The sequence below is a fragment of the Mesorhizobium sp. P2_C4 genome (assembly GCF_056404575.1).
Genome location: NZ_JBFUDT010000002.1, coordinates 302,546 through 323,372, shown reverse-complemented (window position 1 = coordinate 323,372; position 20,827 = coordinate 302,546). Strand labels below are relative to the sequence as shown.

Genomic DNA, 20,827 nt, shown 5'->3' with positions numbered 1-20,827 from the left:
TTGGACTTTTGCACTTTCCTGCAGCGACGGGGGTTGTCGTTCCATGCATCGTCAAATGTCGCTCACGTCGGAGCTTGTCGCACTGTGCCATCGGCAGGAGGCCGATCCCGGTCCCGATGGCAGCTGGACGCAGTTGAACGATGAGGACTACCGGGCGCTTGCCTTGCGGCTGGCCGATGAAGCAGACGAGGGACCTCTGTGGGTATTCGCCTATGGCTCGCTGATCTGGAAGCCGGCCTTCGAGTCCGTCGAACGGCAGCGCGCCACCGCCTTCGGCTGGCATCGGTCGTTTTGTCTCGACATCCAGCGCTGGCGCGGCAGCACCGAGCAGCCGGGGCTGATGATGGCGCTCGAAAAGGGTGGGCGATGCGACGGCGTGATCTACCGCCTGCCGGACGGCGAAAAGCCGGCCCAGATCGAAAGACTGTTGCGGCGTGAGGTCGACGATCACGAGAGTATCGGCTCGGTTAGATGGCTTCCCATGCGCACGGCACAAGGGCCATTGCGGGCGCTGGGCTTCTGGGTCGGTGTGACCGGCAGGGGAACGTCGCTTAACCAGCCACTGGAAAAGGTGGCCAAGGTGCTGGCCAGAGCCTGCGGGCATGTCGGGTCCGGCGCCGAGTATCTCTACAACACGGTCAGCCATCTCGAAGAATTCGGCATCCGTGACCGCAATCTTTGGCGGCTGCAGGAGCTCGTCGCGGACGAGATCAGGTCGGTCCATGGCCACGCTCTCGCGTCAGGCCTTTCTTCCGCGCTGTAACCGCATAACATGAGTAAAAAAATCATGTTATTACTGAAGCTTTTCAGAGGCTTGCGTCGAAAATTGACCAATTGATAAAAAAATAAAACGTGCTAGCCTTCCCCAAAACGAAAACAAGGGGAACTGACGATGCCAGAAGGCCAGTTCAAAGAGGGCATTGCCGGCGGCCGGCTTTCGCCAGAGCAATATGCCGACAATTTCTCCGACCTGCATCCGCCGCTCGATCATCACGAGGCGCTGGTCGAATCCGACCGCTGCTACTTCTGCTACGATGCGCCGTGCATGAACGCATGCCCGACCTCGATCGACATTCCGCTGTTCATCCGTCAGATCTCGACCGGCAACCCGATCGGCTCGGCCAAGACGATTTTCGACCAGAACATTCTGGGCGGCATGTGCGCCCGTGTCTGCCCGACCGAGACACTGTGCGAAGAGGTCTGCGTGCGCGAAGTCGCCGAAGGCAAGCCGGTGCAGATCGGCCGGCTGCAGCGCTACGCCACCGATGTCGCCATGGCCGAGAACAAGCAGTTTTATCCGCGCGCCGCCTCGACCGGCAAGACAGTCGCCGTGGTCGGTGCCGGACCGGCCGGGCTTGCTGCCGCGCACAGGCTCGCGCGCCATGGCCACGACGTGACCATCCTCGAAGCCCGCCCGAAGGCCGGCGGCCTCAATGAATACGGCATCGCCGCCTACAAGAGCATCGACAATTTCGCCCAGGCGGAGGTCGATTATGTCACTGCCGTCGGCGGCATCGACATCCAGAACGGCAAGGTGCTCGGCCGCGACTACCAGCTGTCGGACCTGACCCGGAATTACGACGCGGTGTTTCTCGGCATGGGGCTTGGCGGCGTCAATGCGCTGCGCGCCGATGGCGAGGACGCCGATGGCGTCACCAACGCCGTGGAGTTCATTTCGGAGCTGCGTCAGGCCAGCGATCTCTCCGGCCTGCCGGTCGGCCGGCGCGTCGTCGTCATCGGCGGCGGCATGACGGCGATCGACGCCGCCGTGCAGTCGAAGCTGCTCGGCGCCGAGGAAGTGACGATCTGCTACCGGCGCGGCCAGGAACACATGAATGCCTCCGGGTTCGAACAGGATCTGGCTGCTGCCAATGGCGTCACCATCCGCCACTGGCTGCAGCCGAAGCGGGTTATCGCCGAGGGCGGCAAGGTGTCGGGCATCGAACTCGAATACACGGCGATGAACGGCGACAAGCTTGCCGGCACCGGCGAGCGGTTGACGCTGGTCGCCGACCAGGTGTTCAAGGCCATCGGCCAGAGCTTTGTGCCGGCAGCGCTCAACGGCAGCGGCGCTGAGATCGCGCTCGAAGCCGGCCGCATCAGGGTTGACGCCGAAGGCCGCACCTCGCTCGCCAATGTCTGGGCCGGCGGCGACTGCATCTTCGGCGGTGACGACCTCACTGTCTCGGCCGTGGCGCAAGGCCGCGACGCGGCTGAATCGATCAACCGGGCACTGACCTCGAACGGGAGGGCATGAGCATGGCAGACATCCGCAACAATTTCGTCGGTATCAAATCGCCCAATCCATTCTGGCTGGCCTCGGCGCCGCCGACCGACAAGGCCTACAACGTCATCCGCGCCTTCAAGGCGGGGTGGGGCGGCGTGGTGTGGAAGACGCTGGGCGAGGAAGGCCCGCCGGTGGTCAATGTCAACGGCCCGCGCTATGGCGCGATCTGGGGTGCCGACCGCCGCCTGCTCGGCCTTAACAACATCGAGCTGATCACCGACCGCGACCTGCAGGTCAATCTGCGCGAGATCAAGCAGGTCAAGAAGGACTGGCCCGACCGCGCCATCGTCGTCTCGCTGATGGTGCCTTGCGTGGAGGATGCCTGGAAGGCGATCCTGCCGGTGGTCGAGGAGACCGAAGCCGACGGCATCGAGCTCAATTTCGGCTGTCCGCACGGCATGTCGGAACGCGGCATGGGCGCCGCTGTCGGCCAGGTGCCGGAATACATCGAAATGGTGGTGCGCTGGTGCAAGGCCAACACCCGCATGCCTGTTATCACCAAGCTGACGCCCAACATCACCGATGTGCGCAAGCCGGCGCGCGCAGCACTTTCCGGCGGCACCGATGCGGTATCGCTGATCAACACCATCAATTCGATCACTGGCGTCAATCTCGACAGCTTTGCGCCAGAGCCGACCATCGACGGCAAGGGCTCGCATGGCGGCTATTGCGGCCCGGCGGTGAAGCCGATCGCCATGAACATGGTGGCAGAGATCGCCCGTGATCCGGAAACGCATGGTCTGCCGATCTCCGGCATTGGCGGCATCACCACCTGGCGCGATGCAGCTGAATTCATGGCTCTGGGCGCCGGCAATGTGCAGGTGTGCACGGCGGCGATGACCTATGGCTTCAAGATCGTGCAGGAGATGATCGCCGGCCTGGAAAACTGGATGGACGAGAAGGGCCATGCGTCGCTCGACGACATCATCGGCCGCGCCACGCCCAACGTCACCGACTGGCAGTATCTCAACCTCAACTATATCGCCAAGGCACATATCGACCAGGACGCCTGCATCAAATGCGGCCGCTGCCATATCGCCTGCGAGGACACCTCGCATCAGGCGATCACCAACATGGTCGACGGCAAGAGGCACTTTGAAGTGATCGAGGCGGAATGCGTCGGCTGCAATTTGTGCGTCAATGTCTGCCCGGTCGAGAACTGCATCACCATGGAACCGCTAGCCGTCGGCGTGATGGACCAGCGCACCGGCAAGGCGGTGTCGCCGATCTATGCCAACTGGACGACGCACCCGAACAATCCGATGGCCAAGGTGGCGGCGGAATAGGTACGGCATTCGATGAAAAAGCGGCGCCTTCGGGCGCCGTTTTTCATTTTCCTATTGCAGATAAAAATTATCCACGATAGGATATATCCATGAATTGGAGATCGATCCCATGAAGCTGGGCGAGGGCGTCGAAGCGGCCATCCATTGTGCGGCCACGCTGGCCAGTGTGGAAGGCAACGGCACCATGCCGGGCGCCGCTCTTGCGGAGTGTTTCGGCCTGTCGCCAAGCTATCTCTTGAAGCATCTCAATCAGCTCAGCGCGGCGCGTATCCTGGAATCAGTGCCGGGGCCGGCCGGCGGCTACCGGCTGGCGCGGCAGGCCGAGCGCATTACGCTGCTTGATATCGTGCTGGCGGTGGAAGGCCGCGAGCCGGCTTTTCGCTGCGGCGAAATCCGCCGCAACGGGCCGGTTAAGCTCGACGCATCGGCCTATGTGAAACTGTGCGGCATCAACGCCGCGATGCTGAAGGCGGAGCGCGCCTATCGTGCCGCTCTCGCTGAAACAAAGCTGTCCGACATCGTGGCCTCTTACGCGGCAGAAGGCGATCCGAGATCGATTGCCGCCAGTTGTGCCTTCGTCGCGCGCCACCAGCGGCCGCAGAAATCCGCTTCGACCAAGCAAATTTAGCCCCCCAGACATACGTGAAAGGAAAGACGATGAAACAGAGGTTGCAATTTTTCGCCAAGGCACCGGAAATCATGAAGGCGGTGTCGGCGCTCAACAAGGCGGTGGACGAGTGCGGGCTCGAAGTGGGCCTGCTGCACCTGATCAAGCTCAGGGCGTCGCAGATCAATGGCTGCTCCTACTGCGTCGAGATGCACAGCCGTGAGGCCAGGCGCGACGGCGAAACCGAGACGCGTCTCTACCTGGTTTCGGCCTGGAAGGAATCGCCGCTGTTTTCCGAACGCGAGCGCGCCGCCTTCGCCTGGACCGAAGCGGTGACGAAGATCGCCGATGGCGGCGTCTCGGACGAGCTCTATGCCAAGACGCTCGAGCATTTCTCGGAAGAGGAACTGGTCAAGTTGTCGGTAGCGCTCGGCATGATCAACACCTGGAACCGGCTCTGCATCCCGTTCCAGGCCATTCATCCGATGCCGGCGGCCAAGGCCGCCTGAGAAACCGTTCGTGTTTGGAGCGCCGTCGAGGGAGGCGGCGCTCCAACTGTTTTAAAGGGAGAGTTTGATGCCTGTCGATTTGCCTTCGACCTTGTTGTTTCTCGGCCGCCTGTTGCTTGGCGGCGCCTTTGTCTTTGCCGGCCTGCGCAACGTCCAGAACGCCGCCTTCCTGACCCAGCTGATGGCGGCGCGCGGCGTGCCGCAGGCGCGGTTGGCGCTGTGGGCCGGCATTGTCCTGCAGGTCGCCGCCGGTGTGCTGGTGATCGCAGGCCTCTGGACGGCAATCGCCGCGGCGGTACTGGTCGTGTTCCTCATCGTTGCCACGCCGATGTTCCACAATTTCTGGGATCATCAGGGTCCGGACCGCGCCGCACGCATCAACGGCTTTGTCGGCAATGTCGCGCTGGGCGGTGGTTTTCTGACGCTGATCGCGCAGTCTGTTTGACAAAACTGGCGGCGGCCTTGCGACCGTCGCCATCTTGCGCGGCTCTAAGCCGCAAATCTCAGGCCGCCATCGCAGGTCAGCACCTGGCCGGTGACGAAGCCATTTGAAACCAGGAAGGCGATGGCATCGGCCACGTCCTCGGCGCGGCCGACGCGGCCAACTGGGGTCTTGCCGGCATAGTCGGCAAAGATCGCTTGCCGCTGCTCGTCGGGCAGGAAATCCCACCACGGCGTGTCAATGACGCCGGGCGCCACGACATTGACCCGCAGCGGCTTTAGTTCCACGGCCAGGATAGGCACCACGGTCAAAAGCATGCCGTTGATGGCGGCGATACCGGCGACGCCCGGCATCGCAAGCTGGGCCGATACCGCCGAGATGAAGGTCACCGATCCATTCCTGCTCAAGGTCGGCAAAGCTGCCTGCAGACAGGACAGTTGCGGCCGGACCTTTTCGTCGACGCCGCCTGCAATGTCGGCGAGATCGAGGGTTGGAAATGGACCAAGTCCCTTGCCCCCGCTGGCGGCCAGAACAAGGTGATCGAAGCGGCCGAGGCGCTCGAAGAACCGGCTGACCTCGTCCGGGTTCGAGGCATCGAAAGCAGCCTTCTCGGCAGCGCCGTTAAGGCTCTTCCAGGCGCTGTTGAGCTTTTCCTGGTTGCGGCCGGTGATGGTCACCTTCATCTCGGGGCCAAGCAGTTTTTGTGCTGTGGCGAGGCCGATGCCGGATGAGCCGCCGACGATGACGGTGTGCTGTATTGTCTTGGTCATGAATGCTGTTCCTTCGATGGTGCGGAGGCGAGGCCGACGAAGTCCATGCTCAAAGTGCGCAATTGCTGCCTGGCCTTGGCGTCATAGGCCTGCGCATCGGCGCGGGATTCTTTGAGGCCGTCGAAATAGAGGCCGCTGCGTCCTTCGAGATCAGGCGATGTCGCAAGGTTGACGATGGCGTCGGCACCGGTCTCGACCGAACTCCACGGCGTCACGCCGGCCTGGCGGACCATGGTGGTGTTCATGTAGCTGGCCGGATGCAAGCTGTTGACGGTAACGCCGGTGCCTTTCAGTTGCTCGGTCAGGTCGATGGTGAACAGGATCTGCGCCAGCTTGCTCTGGCAGTAGGCGCGCACACCGTCATAGGAACGGGTAAGCATGACATCGCCGAAGTCGATCGCCTGCTGTCCGGCCGAAGCGACGTTGACGATGCGTGAAGGCGCGCTGGCCTTGAGTAGTGGCAGTAGCTCACTGGTGAGCAGGAAGCCGGCGAGGTAGTTGACGGCAAAGCGCAGCTCGTAGCCGTCAGCGCTGACCTGTCGCTTGGTGCCGGCGGTGCCGATGCCGGCATTGTTGATGAGGACGTCGAGCCGGCTGGTTTTTCCGCGCACGGCCTCGGCGAGGCGGCGAACCTCGGCAAGTGAGGAAAGATCGGCGGCGAGAAACTCGGTCCTGCCGCCGGCGGCTTCGATCTCGGCGACGACGGCCTTGCCGCGCGTCGCATCGCGGCCATGCACCAGGACGCGGGCGCCTCCAGCGCCGAGCCTTTGCGCAACGACGCGGCCGACGCCGTCGGTCGATCCGGTGATGAGGATTGTCTTGTCTTTCAGGTCCATGCTCAGAGCCTCCATCGCTCTGAGCGCAAGATGGAGCGTTTGACGCATGCCAAACAGTTCAAACTTTATCCTGGTATCAATACTGCTATAATAGGTTCATGGAGTCCCCGACACACTCTGCTGAAGACAGCCGCCGGCGCGAGCTTGGCGCCTTCCTGCGCTCGCGCCGCGAAAGGCTGACGCCGTCGGCCATAGGCATCGCAACCGGCATGCGGCGACGCACGCCAGGCCTGCGTCGCGAAGAAGTGGCGATGATCGCCGGCGTCGGCACCACCTGGTACACATGGCTAGAGCAGGGGCGTGAGGTCCGGCCGTCGGTCGAGGTGCTGGCGGCGCTCAGCGAGGCGCTGCGCCTGGACGCGGCCGAGAAGCGGCACCTGTTCATTCTCGCCGGCCGTCAATTGCCGGAGCGTCGCACGGTCGCGCCGGAAAAGGTCGACGGCCCCTTGCTGCACATGCTGCAAACCCTGGTGCTGCAACCGGCCTATGTCGTCGGGCGGCGCTGGGACGTGCTGGCCTGGAATCCGGCGGCAGTGGCGGTGTTCGGCGACTATGGCTTGCTGGAGGGCGACGCCCGCAACATCGTCCATATGGTGTTCACCAATCCGCACCATCGGCGCCTGCTGGCCAACTGGGAGCAACTGGCGCGCACCGTGCTGGCCTCGTTCCGGGCGGAAAGCGCCCGCTATGTCGGCGATGCGGATTTCGAGCGGCTGATCGCGCTGATGACGCGCTCCAGCCCGGAGTTCCGCGACTGGTGGCCGCAACGCGACGTGGCGCGCCGATTTTCGGGAGTGAAACATGTCCGGCATCCGAGCGCTGGCGCCATGACATTCGAGCATATGAGCCTGTCGATCGATGACGGCTCGGACATGAGGCTGATCGTCTACACGCCGCTCGTCGAGCAGAACTCGATCGCCAAACTGCAGGCATTGGTGGATGCGCTGCCGGCCGAGCGGCGCAGCGCGTGAACTGTCAGCCCTTCGGCTTCAGCCCGTCGATGAACAACTGTTCGAGAAACCTTGCGGCATCCTCGAAGCGGCCGTCGCCGCCGCGGTCGGCGCCGAGTACGGCACGGACCTGGACATCGAAATCGGCATAGTGCTGGGTCGTTGCCCAGATCGAGAAGATCAGGTGCCAGGGATCGGTCTTGGCGATCTTGCCGGCGCGCATCCAGCCCTTGATGACGCCAGCCTTCTCATCGACCAGCGTCTTCAGCTCACCTTCCAGCAGCGGCATGATGCGCGGCGCGCCTTGCAGGATCTCGTTGGCGAACAGCCGGCTCTCCCTAGGAAAATCGCGCGCCATTTCGAGCTTGCGCCTGATGTAGCTGCGCAATTCGGTCAAGGGATCGCCGATATCGTCGAGTTCGCGCAGCGGCGCCAGCCAGGTCGCGAGCAACCGCTCCATCAGCGTCTCGTGGATATCTTCCTTGCGGCGGAAATAATAAAGCAGGTTCGGTTTCGACATGCCGGCGGCTTCGGCGATCTGGTCGATGGTGGAGCCGCGAAACCCATTGGTGGAGAAGACCTCGAGCGCCGCCTCCAGGATGAGTTCGCGCTTTTCCTGCTGGATGCGGGTGCGGCGCGGGGCAGGGATGTCCATATCGGCGCTCACCCCGGCAGACCTTGGGCTGCAGGGCAATCTGGACCAATTCTCTGGACCAGTTTTTCTCTGACCTGTGGAGCGCACTTCAGATGCCGCATTTCCGCTAGTAATCCCTTGACCGCCGACAGGGCGGTGCTAACGTTTGTCCAATCGGTCAAAAATTTGCGTAGCACGAAATCGCAACAAAGACCAAGCGTTGGCCGCAGCGAAACAGGTTACAAGGGGAAGTCTTGGTCATGTCCAACCGGCTGAAAGTCACGCCGAACGATCTCAGCGCATTCTGGATGCCGTTCACGGCAAACCGGCAGTTCAAGCAGGCGCCGCGCATGATGGTGTCCGCCAAGGACATGCATTACACGACGAGCGACGGGCGCAAGGTGCTCGACGGCACTGCGGGTCTCTGGTGCGTCAATGCCGGCCATTGCCGGCCGAAGATCACCGAGGCGATCCAGCATCAGGCAGCCGAGCTCGACTATGCGCCGGCCTTCCAGATGGGTCACCCGATCGTGTTCGAACTGGCGAACCGCCTGGTCGACATCGCGCCGAAGGGCATGGACCATGTGTTCTTCACCAATTCCGGTTCGGAATCGGTCGACACGGCGCTGAAGATGGCGATCGCCTATCATCGCGCCCGGGGCGAGGGCGCCCGCACCCGCCTGATCGGTCGCGAACGCGGTTATCACGGCGTCAATTTCGGCGGCATCTCGGTCGGTGGCATCGTCAGCAACCGCAAGATGTTCGGCACGCTGCTCGGCGGCGTCGACCATATGCCGCACACGCATCTGCCGGAGAAAAACGCATTCACCAAGGGTGTGCCCGAGCATGGCGCGGAGCTGGCCAACGAGCTGGAGCGCATCGTCGCCCTGCATGACGCCTCGACCATCGCCGCTGTCATCGTCGAGCCGGTCGCCGGTTCCACCGGTGTCATCCTGCCGCCGAAGGGTTATCTGCAGAAGTTGCGCGAAATCTGCACCAAGCACGGCATCTTGCTGATCTTCGACGAGGTCATCACCGGCTTCGGCCGCCTCGGCACGCCGTTCGCCGCCGACTATTTCGGCGTCACGCCCGACATCATGACCACCGCCAAGGGCGTCTCCAACGGCGTCATCCCGATGGGCGCCGTGTTCGTCAAGAAGGAGATCCACGACGCCTTCATGACCGGCCCCGAGCACATGATCGAGTTCTTCCACGGCTACACCTATTCGGGCAATCCGATCGCCTGCGCTGCCGCACTCGGCACGCTCGACACCTACAAGGAAGAGGGGCTGCTGACCCGCGGCGAGGAACTGGCGCCCTATTGGGAAGACGCGCTGCATTCGCTGAAGGGCGAGCCGAACGTCATCGACATCAGAAACATCGGCCTGATCGGCGCGATCGAGCTGGCGCCCATCCCGGGCAGCCCGACCAAGCGTGCCTTCTCGGCCTTCGTCAAGGCGTTCGAGCGCGGGGCACTGATCCGCACCACCGGCGACATCATCGCACTGTCGCCGCCGCTGATCATCACCAAGGGCCAGATCAACGAATTGATCGACCATGTGCGTGAAGTGCTGAGAGCGGTCGACTAGGACTTGACCGTAGCAAAGGGCGGCGTCGGGAACCGCCGCCTTTTGCGTGAATGAAATGAGAGGATCTTGAATGGCCGCACCCGGCGAGAATCTGCGAATCAATTCAGACCGTTTGTGGGATTCCATCATGGAGATGGCGAAGATCGGCCCCGGCGTTGCCGGTGGCAACAATCGCCAGACCGTGACCGACGAGGACGGCGAGGGCCGACACCTGTTCAAGCGCTGGTGCGAGGCGGCAGGGCTCGAAATGGGCCTTGACGAGATGGGCACGATGTTTGCCCGTAGGGAAGGCACCGACCCCAGCCTGCCGCCGGTCTATGTCGGCAGCCATCTCGATACGCAGCCGACCGGCGGCAAGTATGACGGCGTGCTCGGCGTGCTCGGCGGGCTGGAAGTGGTGCGTTCGCTCAACGATCTCGGCATCAAGACCAAGCATCCGATCGTCGTGACGAATTGGACGAATGAGGAAGGTTCGCGCTTCGCCCCGGCGATGATGGCATCCGGTGTGTTCGCCGGTGTGCTCGACCAGGCCGACGTCTACCAACATGTCGACAAGCAGGGCAAGAAATTCGGCGAAGAGCTGGAGCGCATCGGCTGGAAGGGCACCGAGAAGGTCGGCGATCGCAAGATCCACGCTTTCTTCGAACTGCATATCGAGCAGGGGCCGATCCTCGAGGACGAGGGCATCGATATCGGCGTCGTCACCCACGGCCAGGGGCTGAAATGGCTGCAGGTCACGCTGACCGGCAAGGAGGCGCATACCGGATCGACGCCGATGCCCAAGCGCCGCAATGCCGGTCTCGGCATGGCCCGCGTCATCGAGCTGGTGCACGAGATCGCCATGGACTATCAGCCGGATGCCGTGGGTGCTGTCGGCCACATGGAGGTCTATCCGAACTCGCGCAACATCATTGCCGGCCGCACCGTCTTCACCGTCGACATCCGTTCACCGGAAAAGGAAGTGCTCGACGCCATGGACGGCCGCATCCGCGAGGGCATTGACACGGTCTGCGAGGCGCTCGACATCCAGTATAAGATCGAGCAGGTCGGCCATTTCGACCCGGTGACCTTCGATGCCGGCTGCGTCAAGGCGATCCGCGATGCCGCCGATCGGCTCGGCTATACGCATCGCAACATCGTCTCCGGCGCCGGCCATGACGCCTGCTGGATCAACCGCGTTGCGCCGACAGCCATGGTGATGTGCCCCTGCGTTGATGGGTTGTCACACAACGAGGCTGAGGACATCTCCAAGGAGTGGGCCGGCGCCGGCGCCGACGTTCTGTTCCACGCGGTGGTGGAGACGGCCATCATCGTGGAGTGAGCTTAGAAATCTGGATTCCAACGCCGCTCGCAAAGAAGCGCGAAGAGAACAGGGGAACAAGAAATGTCGAAAGTCATCAAGAACGGCACCATCGTCACCGCCGACCGTACGTGGAAGGCCGATTTGCTGATGCAGCACGGCAAGATTGTCGCCATCGGCTCCAATCTGCACGGCGACCATGAGTTCGACGCCACCGGCTGCTACATCATGCCGGGCGGCATCGATCCGCACACCCATCTCGAAATGCCGTTCATGGGCACCTATTCGGCCGACGATTTCGAATCCGGCACCCGCGCCGCCCTTGCCGGCGGCACCACGATGGTGGTCGATTTCTGCCTGCCTTCGCCACAACAGTCGCTGCTTGAAGCCTTGCAGATGTGGGACAACAAGACCTCGAAGGCTGCCTGCGACTATTCCTTCCACATGGCAATCACCTGGTGGGGCAAGCAGGTGTTCGACGAGATGGCGACCGTCGTCGACAAGGGCATCACCTCGTTCAAGCATTTCATGGCCTACAAAGGCGCGCTGATGGTCGACGACGACGAGATGTATGCGTCGTTCCAGCGCTGTGCCGACCTCGGCGCGCTGCCGCTGGTGCATGCTGAGAATGGCGACGTGGTGGCGGCACTCTCGCAAAAACTGCTGGCCGCCGGCAACAACGGCCCTGAGGGGCACGCCTATTCGCGGCCGCCGGAAGTGGAAGGCGAGGCCGCCAATCGCGCCATCATGATCGCGGACATGGCCGGCGTGCCACTCTATATCGTGCATGTCTCTTGCGAGCAGGCGCACGAAGCCATACGGCGGGCGCGGCAGAAGGGCATGCGCGTGTTCGGCGAGCCGCTGATCCAGCATCTGACGCTCGACGAGAGCGAGTATTTCAACAAGGACTGGGACCATGCGGCACGCCGCGTGATGAGCCCGCCCTTCCGCAACAAATTGCACCAGGATTCGCTGTGGGCCGGCCTGCAGGCGGGATCGCTGCAAGTGGTGGCGACCGACCATTGCGCTTTCACCACCAAGCAGAAACGCAACGGCGTCGGCGATTTCACCAAGATCCCCAACGGCACCGGCGGGCTCGAGGACCGCATGCCGGTGCTGTGGACGACTGGTGTCAACACCGGCCGGCTGACGATGAACGAGTTCGTCGCGGTGACCTCGACCAACATCGCGAAAATCCTCAACATGTATCCGAAGAAGGGCGCCATCGTCGAAGGGGCTGACGCCGATCTCGTCGTCTGGGATCCGAAGCGCAAGAAGACGATTTCGGCCAAGAAGCAGCAATCGGTGATCGACTATAACGTCTTCGAAGGTTTTGAGGTGACCGGCCTGCCGCGCTTCGTGTTCTCGCGCGGCGAACTGTCGATCCAGGAAGCCGAGGTCAAGGCCAAGCCCGGCCATGGCGAATTCGTCGGCCGCGAGCCGAATGCGGCGGTCAACCGGGCGCTGTCGACCTGGAAGGAAATTTCTGCGCCGCGCAAGGTTGAGCGTACAGGCATTCCGGCGACCGGGGTTTGAGCTTGGCCAGCAAGGCAGCGCTCATCTCACTGGTGGTAGCAACCATGGCCGCCGGTCCGGCGAGTGCGGCTGGCGTGCTGGCTGGCTCCTGGGGCAATGATGTCGGCTGTGCCGGCGTCAAGGCCGGCTATCAGGACAGCGACGCCTATATCGTTCTGACCGCCGAAGGCATCGAGACCTATGGCAGTGGTTGCCGGTTCGAGCAGCGATTGACCTCGGTTCCGGGTGCCCAATCGCTTGATGCAACCTGTTCCGCGGAGGGGGAGGCGGGGACGACGACCGAAACAATTGTGGTCACCAATAGGGGTGAGGACGGTTTCTTCGTCACCATTCCCGGCCTTGAAGAAATGGGACCATTGCAATCATGTTCGTGAATTTGGGCGCCAGGGGGATGAGCTTGCGCGGTTTTGGTCTGTCCATTTCGATGATGGTCGTGCTGGGGGCGGGGTCGGCTTCGGCAGCGGCGATCGACCTGTCAAAGCCCTATGGCAACAAGTCAGGCTGCATCAACAAGAACGGCCAGCAAGTCTATGCCGAGGATATGCTGCTGTTGACAAACACCGATTTGATCACCGCGGCCAGCGCCTGCACCTTCAGCGACAAGCAGGCGAAACCCGATGGCTCGCTTGCCATTAAGGCGCAGTGCGAAGCGGAAGGCGAAGACGGTCAGTCGCCAACCGATTTCACGATCACGCGCAGCCCGAAGAACGCCAAGAAACTGGTAATCACCGATGCCGACGGCAATGTCATGGGGGAAGTATCCCGATGCCGATGAGGGCTTCTGCCCTGGCCTCAGGCGACCAGCGCATCCAGTTCCGGCAGCAGGACGACGCTCTCCTGTTCGTTGGGATCGGTGCGGGCAATGACAGCCGAGGAGGGGGCGTTGCTCAGATTGGCCGGCAGATGCGGTACGCCGGCGGGAATGTAGAAGAGGTCGCCGGCCTTGACGACGATGTGGTTCTCGAGCCGATCGCCATACCAGGTATGGACTTCGCCGGAGAGCACATAGATCGCCGTTTCATGGTTCTCATGCAGATGCGCCTTGGCGCGGGCGCCGGGCGGCATGGTCAGCACATGCATGCAGATGCCGGAGGAGCCGACCGACTCCGTGGCAATGCCGGCGAGATAGGTCAATCCCTGCTTACCTTGGTAAGCGCTTTCAGGACGGATAAGATGACAGGTGGGTTTGGGCGACATCGGGGTAACTCCGGGCGTCTATCTGATGGGGCAAGGCGAGTGGAAAGCAACACCGGGGCAAAATCAATCGGATTTCAGTCCGCGCCGCAGCGGCGGGAAACGGCAGGCTGCAGCCGATGACAGGGACTTCGCCAGCCGTCGTTTCGGCAAGCAAACTCGGCCTGACCTTCCAGACCAATGACGGTCCGGTGCAGGCGCTGTCCAATGTCGACCTGACCATCGGCAAGGGTGAATTCGTCTCCTTCATCGGTCCGTCCGGCTGCGGCAAGACCACCTTGCTGCGCGTCATCGCGGACCTGGAGAAGCCGACCTCGGGGACGATCTCCGTCAACGGCATGACGCCCGAGCAGGCGCGCGAGAAACGCGCCTACGGCTATGTCTTCCAGGCTGCCGCCCTCTTCCCGTGGCGCACGATCGAGCGCAATGTGGCGCTGCCGCTGGAGATCATGGGCCTGTCCAAGGCGGAGCAGACCGAGCGGATCAAGCGCACGCTCGACCTCGTCAACCTCTCAGGCTTCGAGAAGAAATATCCCTGGCAGCTTTCCGGCGGCATGCAGCAGCGCGCCTCGATCGCACGCGCGCTCGCCTTCGATGCCGATCTTCTGCTGATGGACGAGCCGTTCGGCGCGCTCGACGAGATCGTACGCGACCACCTCAATGAGCAATTGCTGGAATTGTGGGGGCGGACGAACAAGACCATCTGCTTCGTCACCCATTCCATTCCCGAGGCAGTCTATCTGTCGACCCGTATCGTCGTCATGTCGCCGCGGCCGGGCCGGGTCAGCGACATCATCGAATCGACGCTACCGAAGGTTAGGCCACTCGACATCCGCGAGACGCCGGAGTTTCTGGCGATCGCAGCCCGCGTGCGTGACGGGCTGCGGGCAGGGCATAGCTATGATGATTGAGGGGACTGACAAGCGAACGGTCGACCGCGCCTTCGTCATCCTGGGGCGGAGCAAGCGCGAAGCCGCCCGCGGATTCGTCATCCTAGGGCGAAGCAAGGAGCGAAGCGACGCGGCGCAGACCCTAGGATCCATGCCGTTACCTGTACGCTCGGCAACGGTGCGGAACACGGCACTCTTCGCGCGACCGCGGTTGGAAGCCCTTCTCCGCCGTTTTGGCCCCTCGGCCCACGTCACGGCATGGATCCTAGGGTCTGCGCGACGCTTCGCGTCGCTCCGCCCTAGGATGACGAACGCGAAGGTGGTCGACCTCCGCTTCGCTCCGGCCACCCTCTCCTCGTTGGGGAGAGGAGGGCGCCAGGCGCCTGAGGCCCGCTAGATGGACTCCTTCCGCGACAAGCTCATCCCCGTGACTTCGATCCTCTTGGGCGTGGTCGTCCTCTGGTACGTCATGGCCGTCATCCTCAACGCACCGTTCCAGCGCGATCTGGACCGCCGTGCCAATGAGACCTCCACCTTCAGCGAACTCATCGGCAAAACGCTGTCGCAGCCGAAGCCGACGCTGCCGGCGCCGCATCAGGTGGCGGTGAACTTCTTCGAGAACACGTTCCTGCGGCCCATCACCTCGAACCGCAGCCTCGTCTACAACGCCTGGGTGACGCTGTCGTCGACGCTGCTCGGCTTCGCCTTCGGCACCGCGCTCGGCATCATCATCGCTGTCGGCATCGTGCATGTGGCGACGCTCGACCGCAGCCTGATGCCATGGATCATCGCTTCGCAGACCATTCCCATCCTGGCGGTGGCGCCGATGATCATTGTCGTGCTGGCGGCGGTCGGCATTACGGGGCTGATCCCGAAGGCGATGATCTCGACCTATCTGTCGTTCTTCCCGGTGACCGTCGGCATGGTGAAAGGCCTGCGCTCGCCCGAACTCATGCATCTCGACCTGATGCACACCTACAATGCCAGCGCATCGCAGACCTTCTGGAAGTTGCGCGTGCCGGCATCGGTGCCGTTCCTGTTCACCTCGATGAAGGTTGCGGTGGCGGCAAGCCTGGTCGGCGCCATTGTCGGCGAACTGCCGACGGGTGCGGTCGCCGGCATCGGCGCCAAACTGCTCGCCGGCGCCTATTACAGCCAGTCCATCGACATCTGGTCGGCGCTGGTTGCCGGTTCGGTGGTGGCGGCACTGCTGGTCATGGTGGTCGGCATCGCCGGCCGCATCGTCGACCGCGCCATGGGCGGGAGGCCGGCATGAACTGGCTGAAACCCTCCTGGCAGACGGTGCTGGCGATCCTCCTGTGCCTGATTGCATTCGCGCTTGGCGCGATGTCGAAGCCGGAAGCGGCGGCGTTGGCGCAACCCGAAGCATCCTTCGACTATCCCTATCTGGTGACGAAGGGGCTGATGTACGGCTTGCTTGTGATCGCAGCGTTTGTCTCGATGACCAAGCTGCCGTCCATAGTCGAGGCTCTGGTGCTGTTCGTCGGCGCGCATCTCACCGCCTGGCTGTTGATCACGGGAATAAACGGGTTCGAAGGCACGGCACTGGCACCGTATTTCCTGGTGCTCGCCGCTGCGTGGCTTCTGGGATGGCGTTGCGTGGCGGTGCTGTCGTCCCTGCGCCCTGTCGCGAATTGGGCGAAGACGGCACTTCGCCTGATCATCCCTGCCATCTTCGGCGCCTGGATCCTGATCCTCTGGGAAGCGATCACACGCGGCGCCGGCATTCCTTTCATCCTGCTGCCGCCGCCGAGCGCCATCGGCGCGCGCATCGCTGGTTCGCTGCCGGTGCTCGGCGCCGACGTGCGGCAGACCATCTTCAAGGCGGTAATCTTCGGCTATGTCGTGGGCAGCGGCACAGGCTTCCTCGTGGCCATCGCGGCCGACCGGGTGCCGTTCCTGCGCCGCGGCCTGCTGCCGATCGGCAATATGGTCTCGGCACTGCCGATCATCGGCGTCGCTCCGATCATGGTGATGTGGTTCGGCTTCGACTGGCCGTCCAAGGCGGCGGTGGTCATCATCATGACCTTCTTCCCGATGCTGGTGAACACGGTCGCAGGGCTTGCCGCTTCCGGCCATATGGAGCGCGACCTGATGCGCACCTATGCGTCGGGCTACTGGCAGACGCTGTTCAAGCTCAGGTTGCCGGCCGCCGCTCCCTTCATCTTCAACGCGCTGAAGATCAATTCGACGCTGGCGCTGATCGGCGCCATCGTCGCCGAGTTCTTCGGTACGCCGGTGGTCGGCATGGGATTCCGTATTTCGACTGAGGTCGGGCGGATGAACATCGACATGGTCTGGGCCGAAATCGCAGTTGCAGCACTTGCGGGTTCGGTCTTTTATGGCGTGGTCGCTCTTTTCGAGAGAGCCGTCACGTTTTGGCATCCCTCTGTCCGTGGTGGATAGGGGCGGTGGGTTTAGGGTTAACTTCAGAGGGTAAAAACATGAAAAAACTGATTATTCCTGTTCTGGCCGGCGCAATGTCGCTTGCCGCGTTCCAGGCAATGGCCGCCGACAAGGTGACGTTGCAGCTGAAATGGGTCACGCAGGCCCAGTTCGCCGGCTACTATGTCGCCAAGGCCAAGGGCTTTTATGAGGCCGAAGGCCTCGACGTCGACATCAAGCCGGGCGGTCCCGACATCGCGCCGGAGCAGGTGATCGCCGGTGGTGGCGCCGACGTCATCGTCGACTGGATGGGCGGAGCGCTGGCCGCACGCGAAAAGGGCGTGCCGCTGGTCAACATCGCACAGCCGTTCAAGAAGGCCGGCATGGAGCTGGTCTGCCCGAAGGACGGCCCGATCAAGACCGAAGCCGACTTCAAGGGCCATACGCTCGGCGTCTGGTTCTTCGGCAACGAGTATCCGTTCTACGCCTGGATGAACAAGCTTGGCCTGAAGACCGAAGGCGGCGCCGATGGCGTTACCGTGCTGAAGCAGAGCTTTGACGTGCAGCCGCTGATCCAGAAGCAGGCGGATTGCATCTCGGTCATGACCTACAACGAGTACTGGCAGCTCATCGACGCCGGCTACAAGCCGGATCAGCTGACCGTGTTCAACTACTCGGCGATGGGCAACGACCTGCTCGAAGACGGGCTCTATGCCTCGGAAGACAAGCTCAAGGATCCGGCCTTCGAAGACAAGATGGTGCGTTTCGTGCGCGCCTCGATGAAGGGCTGGAAATATGCCGTCGACAACAATGACGAAGCGGCAGGCATCGTCATGGACAATGGCGGCCAGGACGAGAACCATCAGAAGCGCATGATGGGCGAAGTCGCCAAGCTGGTCGACAATGCCGACGGCAAGCTCGATCCGGCGACCTACGAGCGCACCGCCAAGGCGCTGCTCGACCAGAAGATCATCACCAAGGAGCCGACCGGCGCCTACACGACCGCCATCACCGACAAGGCGATCAAATAAGCCTACGGACTATCTTGTCTTGAAAACGGCGCCTCTGGCCAAGTGTCAGAGGCGCCGTTCCTTTATGGTGTTCATAACGAAGCTGGTCTCGATCGAGGCGACGCATTTCAGCCGCGCGATCTTTGCCTTGATGAAGCGCTCGTACTCTTCGAGGCTGCCGGTCACCACCTTCAGCACATAGTCGCGCGAACCGGTGACGAGGTGGCATTCCAGCACCTCTTCCCAGCCGCGGATCGCGTCCTCGAACATGACGATCTCGTCCTCGTTCTGGCGGCTGAGCCGGACGGTGGCTATGGCAACCATGCTCCAACCGAAGGCGGCGGGGTCGACCAGGGTGGTATAGCCTCTGATGACACCGGTTTCCTCCAGCCGCCGCACACGCCTGAGGCAAGGCGACGGCGACAGGCCGATACGCTCGGCAAGCTCGTTGTTGGTGATGCGCGCGTCGGCCCGCAGTTCATTCAGGATCTTGCGGTCGAAATCGTCGGCTATCTTCTGCTGCACTTTTGCTCACTCCCGGCAATTTGTTGCCGAGATGCAGCCATGCGAGGCCGAAAATAGCAAGGACTGGTGGATTGGGATCGCATAAATTGCCGCGCGAGACCCCTCCAGAACGTAGGAAAAAGCCATGCCCGCGCCACGCCCGTCGAAAACCCATATCGGCAACCACAAGCTCCATCCGGAGACGCTGATGCTGAGCTATGGCTTCGATCCGCAACTGTCGGAAGGCGCCGTCAAGCCGCCGGTGTTCCTGACCTCGACCTTCGTGTTCAAGTCGGCGGAAGAGGGCCGCGACTTCTTCGACTACACCTCGGGCCGCAAGGAGCCGCCGAGCGGCACGGCGTCCGGCCTGGTCTATTCGCGCTTCAATCATCCCAACTCAGAGATCGTCGAGGACCGGCTGGCGATCTATGAGGGGACGGACGCCTGCATCCTGTTTTCTTCAGGCATGTCGGCGATCGCCACGACATTGCTTGCCTATGCCCGCCCGGGCGATGTCATCCTGCATTCACAGCCGCTCTATGGCGGCACCGAGACGCTGTTGACGCGCACGCTTTCCGGCTTCGGCATCGGTGCTGTCGGCTTCGCGGACGGTGTCGACGAGACGGCGGTGCGCGAGGCTGCCGAAGCAGCCGTCGCGAAAGGCCGCGTCTCGGTCATCCTGATCGAGACGCCGTCAAATCCGACCAACAGCCTGGTCGATATCGCGCTGATGCGGAAGATCGCCGACGAGATCGGAGCGGGCCAAGGGTCGACGCCGATCATCGTCTGCGACAACACGTTGCTCGGCCCGGTGTTCCAGCGGCCCATCGAACACGGCGCCGATGTCTCCGTCTATTCGCTGACCAAATATGTCGGCGGCCATTCCGACCTGATTGCTGGTGCCGCCATGGGCAGCAAGGCGGTCACCAAGCCGATCAAGGCGCTGCGCGGCGCGATCGGCACGCAGCTCGATCCACACTCCTGCTGGATGCTCGGCCGTTCGCTGGAAACACTGTCGATCCGCATGGAGCGCGCCAACGACAATGCGCGCATGGTCGCCGAATTCCTGCGCGATCATGCCAAGGTCGAGAAGGTGCATTACCTGCCGTTCCTGGGCGAGGACACGCAAGCGGGCCGCGCCTATCTCGCACAGTGCACCGGCGCCGGCTCGACGTTCTCGTTCGACATTCGCGGCGGCCAGAAAGCGGCTTTCGCCTTTCTCAACGGGCTGCAGATATTCAAGCTGGCGGTGAGCCTCGGCGGAACGGAATCGCTGGCCAGCCACCCGGCGGCCATGACCCATTCGGGCATTCCCTTCGACGTGCGCCAGCGCATCGGCGTGCTGGAGACGACGGTCAGGCTGTCTATCGGCGTCGAGCACCCGGACGATCTGATCGCCGACCTGACGCAGGCGTTGGCGGCGGTCTGATTGTTGGCTTCGCGGACATCAAAAAAGGGGCTGGCGACCGCCCCTTTTCGTGGCTGCGGTAACATCTGCGTGTGCCGGGATACATCGCGTCGTTCAGCCGTTGCAGTGAAGCATCCGCGCGCCGGGGAGCCGCGGTGGATGCGTCAATCAAACGGAGGTCCTTCATGCATATTCAATCCTTGCCGGTGCTTTCGGCGTTCGCTGTTTCGACAGCCCTGCTGTTCGCATCGCCGGCCATGGCCGATATTGTGAAGTACAAGGCGACGCTCGATGGCAGCCAACAGAGCCCGCCGGTCGCCACCAAGGGCAAGGGAACCGCCACATTCACCTTCGACACCGCCAAGAAGAAGCTCAGCTGGAACGTCAAATACTCCGGCCTCAGCGGGCCGGCGATAGCCGCGCACATTCACGGTCCGGCGGCGATGGGTGAAAACGCACCTCCCGTAATCCCGTTCAAGAAGCTCAAGAGCCCGATCAAGGGATCGGAGACGTTGACCGATGCCCAGGCTGCTGATCTGGAGGCCGGCAAATATTATGTCAATGTCCACACCGCCGCCAACAAGGACGGCGAGATTCGCGGGCAGATCGAGGCGGCGAAGTAAGGTAAGACGGGTCGACAAAAAGGGGCGGTCGACCGCCCCTTTTGTG

The 20,827-nt window shown here is 62.7% G+C and carries 23 protein-coding genes; 18 read left to right on the top strand and 5 right to left on the bottom strand.

The window, feature by feature from the left end; all coding sequences use genetic code 11:
* Window positions 1-55 precede the first annotated feature (55 nt).
* The 6 genes from AC1DX6_RS08000 (at window position 56) to AC1DX6_RS07975 (ending at window position 5,134) form a co-directional block, all read left to right on the top strand.
* Window positions 56-763, top strand: a complete 708-nt coding sequence (locus tag AC1DX6_RS08000; protein WP_477312202.1) for a gamma-glutamylcyclotransferase — start codon at window positions 56-58, stop codon at window positions 761-763.
* 129 nt (window positions 764-892) lie between these two features.
* On the top strand, window positions 893-2,257 hold the full coding sequence (locus AC1DX6_RS07995) for an NAD(P)-dependent oxidoreductase (protein ID WP_477312201.1): 1,365 nt from the start codon (window positions 893-895) through the stop codon (window positions 2,255-2,257).
* 2 nt (window positions 2,258-2,259) lie between these two features.
* Complete coding sequence (gene preA / locus AC1DX6_RS07990) at window positions 2,260-3,573, top strand: NAD-dependent dihydropyrimidine dehydrogenase subunit PreA (RefSeq protein WP_477312200.1); 1,314 nt, start codon at window positions 2,260-2,262, stop codon at window positions 3,571-3,573.
* Window positions 3,574-3,682: 109 nt separating this feature from the next.
* Window positions 3,683-4,201: an RrF2 family transcriptional regulator gene (locus AC1DX6_RS07985; RefSeq protein WP_477312199.1), complete on the top strand. Its 519-nt coding sequence runs from the start codon at window positions 3,683-3,685 to the stop codon at window positions 4,199-4,201.
* Window positions 4,202-4,230: 29 nt separating this feature from the next.
* Window positions 4,231-4,689 carry a carboxymuconolactone decarboxylase family protein gene (locus tag AC1DX6_RS07980; protein WP_477312198.1) on the top strand — a complete coding sequence of 153 codons (459 nt, stop codon included), beginning with the start codon at window positions 4,231-4,233 and terminating at the stop codon, window positions 4,687-4,689.
* A gap of 67 nt (window positions 4,690-4,756) precedes the next feature.
* Window positions 4,757-5,134 (top strand): DoxX family protein, encoded by a 378-nt coding sequence (locus tag AC1DX6_RS07975; protein WP_477312197.1) that lies wholly within the window; start codon window positions 4,757-4,759, stop codon window positions 5,132-5,134.
* A gap of 44 nt (window positions 5,135-5,178) precedes the next feature.
* Here AC1DX6_RS07975 and AC1DX6_RS07970 read toward each other — a convergent pair whose 3' ends face one another.
* Window positions 5,179-5,901, bottom strand: coding sequence for an SDR family oxidoreductase (locus tag AC1DX6_RS07970; RefSeq protein WP_477312196.1), 723 nt, complete (start codon window positions 5,899-5,901; stop codon window positions 5,179-5,181).
* Window positions 5,898-6,737: an SDR family oxidoreductase gene (locus AC1DX6_RS07965; RefSeq protein ID WP_477312195.1), complete on the bottom strand. Its 840-nt coding sequence runs from the start codon at window positions 6,735-6,737 to the stop codon at window positions 5,898-5,900. The genes AC1DX6_RS07970 and AC1DX6_RS07965 overlap by 4 nt, the downstream gene beginning before the upstream one ends.
* A 98-nt stretch (window positions 6,738-6,835) precedes the next feature.
* Between AC1DX6_RS07965 and AC1DX6_RS07960 the strand changes: the two genes are divergently transcribed.
* Window positions 6,836-7,708 carry a helix-turn-helix transcriptional regulator gene (locus AC1DX6_RS07960; RefSeq protein ID WP_477312194.1) on the top strand — a complete coding sequence of 291 codons (873 nt, stop codon included), beginning with the start codon at window positions 6,836-6,838 and terminating at the stop codon, window positions 7,706-7,708.
* A gap of 4 nt (window positions 7,709-7,712) precedes the next feature.
* Here AC1DX6_RS07960 and AC1DX6_RS07955 read toward each other — a convergent pair whose 3' ends face one another.
* On the bottom strand, window positions 7,713-8,342 hold the full coding sequence (locus AC1DX6_RS07955; RefSeq protein WP_477312193.1) for a TetR family transcriptional regulator C-terminal domain-containing protein: 630 nt from the start codon (window positions 8,340-8,342) through the stop codon (window positions 7,713-7,715).
* A gap of 239 nt (window positions 8,343-8,581) precedes the next feature.
* Here AC1DX6_RS07955 and aptA point away from each other — a divergent pair, with 239 nt between their 5' ends.
* The 5 genes from aptA (at window position 8,582) to AC1DX6_RS07930 (ending at window position 13,521) form a co-directional block, all read left to right on the top strand.
* On the top strand, window positions 8,582-9,910 hold the full coding sequence (gene aptA, locus AC1DX6_RS07950; RefSeq protein ID WP_477312192.1) for an omega-aminotransferase AptA: 1,329 nt from the start codon (window positions 8,582-8,584) through the stop codon (window positions 9,908-9,910).
* 70 nt (window positions 9,911-9,980) lie between these two features.
* Window positions 9,981-11,231: a Zn-dependent hydrolase gene (locus AC1DX6_RS07945; protein WP_477312191.1), complete on the top strand. Its 1,251-nt coding sequence runs from the start codon at window positions 9,981-9,983 to the stop codon at window positions 11,229-11,231.
* Between the two features lie 63 nt (window positions 11,232-11,294).
* Complete coding sequence (gene hydA, locus AC1DX6_RS07940; RefSeq protein WP_477312190.1) at window positions 11,295-12,746, top strand: dihydropyrimidinase; 1,452 nt, start codon at window positions 11,295-11,297, stop codon at window positions 12,744-12,746.
* A 2-nt stretch (window positions 12,747-12,748) separates the two neighbouring features.
* Window positions 12,749-13,120, top strand: coding sequence for a hypothetical protein (locus AC1DX6_RS07935; RefSeq protein WP_477312189.1), 372 nt, complete (start codon window positions 12,749-12,751; stop codon window positions 13,118-13,120).
* On the top strand, window positions 13,111-13,521 hold the full coding sequence (locus AC1DX6_RS07930; protein ID WP_477312188.1) for a hypothetical protein: 411 nt from the start codon (window positions 13,111-13,113) through the stop codon (window positions 13,519-13,521). The genes AC1DX6_RS07935 and AC1DX6_RS07930 overlap by 10 nt, the downstream gene beginning before the upstream one ends.
* A 17-nt stretch (window positions 13,522-13,538) precedes the next feature.
* Here the strand turns inward: AC1DX6_RS07930 and AC1DX6_RS07925 are convergent, their stop codons facing one another.
* A complete protein-coding gene (locus AC1DX6_RS07925) occupies window positions 13,539-13,943 on the bottom strand; it encodes a cupin domain-containing protein (RefSeq protein ID WP_477312187.1) in 405 nt (134 codons plus the stop codon).
* A gap of 116 nt (window positions 13,944-14,059) precedes the next feature.
* Between AC1DX6_RS07925 and AC1DX6_RS07920 the strand changes: the two genes are divergently transcribed.
* From AC1DX6_RS07920 to AC1DX6_RS07905, 4 genes are all read left to right on the top strand, one after another.
* Window positions 14,060-14,851, top strand: coding sequence for an ABC transporter ATP-binding protein (locus AC1DX6_RS07920; RefSeq protein WP_477312186.1), 792 nt, complete (start codon window positions 14,060-14,062; stop codon window positions 14,849-14,851).
* 376 nt (window positions 14,852-15,227) lie between these two features.
* Complete coding sequence (locus tag AC1DX6_RS07915; protein ID WP_477312185.1) at window positions 15,228-16,106, top strand: ABC transporter permease; 879 nt, start codon at window positions 15,228-15,230, stop codon at window positions 16,104-16,106.
* Window positions 16,103-17,257 (top strand): ABC transporter permease, encoded by a 1,155-nt coding sequence (locus AC1DX6_RS07910; protein ID WP_477312184.1) that lies wholly within the window; start codon window positions 16,103-16,105, stop codon window positions 17,255-17,257. Before AC1DX6_RS07915 ends, AC1DX6_RS07910 begins: the two co-directional genes overlap by 4 nt.
* 38 nt (window positions 17,258-17,295) lie before the next feature.
* On the top strand, window positions 17,296-18,267 hold the full coding sequence (locus tag AC1DX6_RS07905; protein WP_477312183.1) for an ABC transporter substrate-binding protein: 972 nt from the start codon (window positions 17,296-17,298) through the stop codon (window positions 18,265-18,267).
* Between the two features lie 45 nt (window positions 18,268-18,312).
* Here AC1DX6_RS07905 and AC1DX6_RS07900 read toward each other — a convergent pair whose 3' ends face one another.
* Window positions 18,313-18,771, bottom strand: coding sequence for an Lrp/AsnC family transcriptional regulator (locus AC1DX6_RS07900; RefSeq protein ID WP_477312182.1), 459 nt, complete (start codon window positions 18,769-18,771; stop codon window positions 18,313-18,315).
* A gap of 124 nt (window positions 18,772-18,895) precedes the next feature.
* Between AC1DX6_RS07900 and AC1DX6_RS07895 the strand changes: the two genes are divergently transcribed.
* Together AC1DX6_RS07895 and AC1DX6_RS07890 are read left to right on the top strand one after the other, a co-directional pair.
* Window positions 18,896-20,179 carry a cystathionine gamma-synthase family protein gene (locus tag AC1DX6_RS07895; RefSeq protein WP_477312181.1) on the top strand — a complete coding sequence of 428 codons (1,284 nt, stop codon included), beginning with the start codon at window positions 18,896-18,898 and terminating at the stop codon, window positions 20,177-20,179.
* Window positions 20,180-20,343: 164 nt separating this feature from the next.
* Window positions 20,344-20,781 (top strand): CHRD domain-containing protein, encoded by a 438-nt coding sequence (locus AC1DX6_RS07890; protein WP_477312180.1) that lies wholly within the window; start codon window positions 20,344-20,346, stop codon window positions 20,779-20,781.
* Window positions 20,782-20,827: the final 46 nt, after the last annotated feature.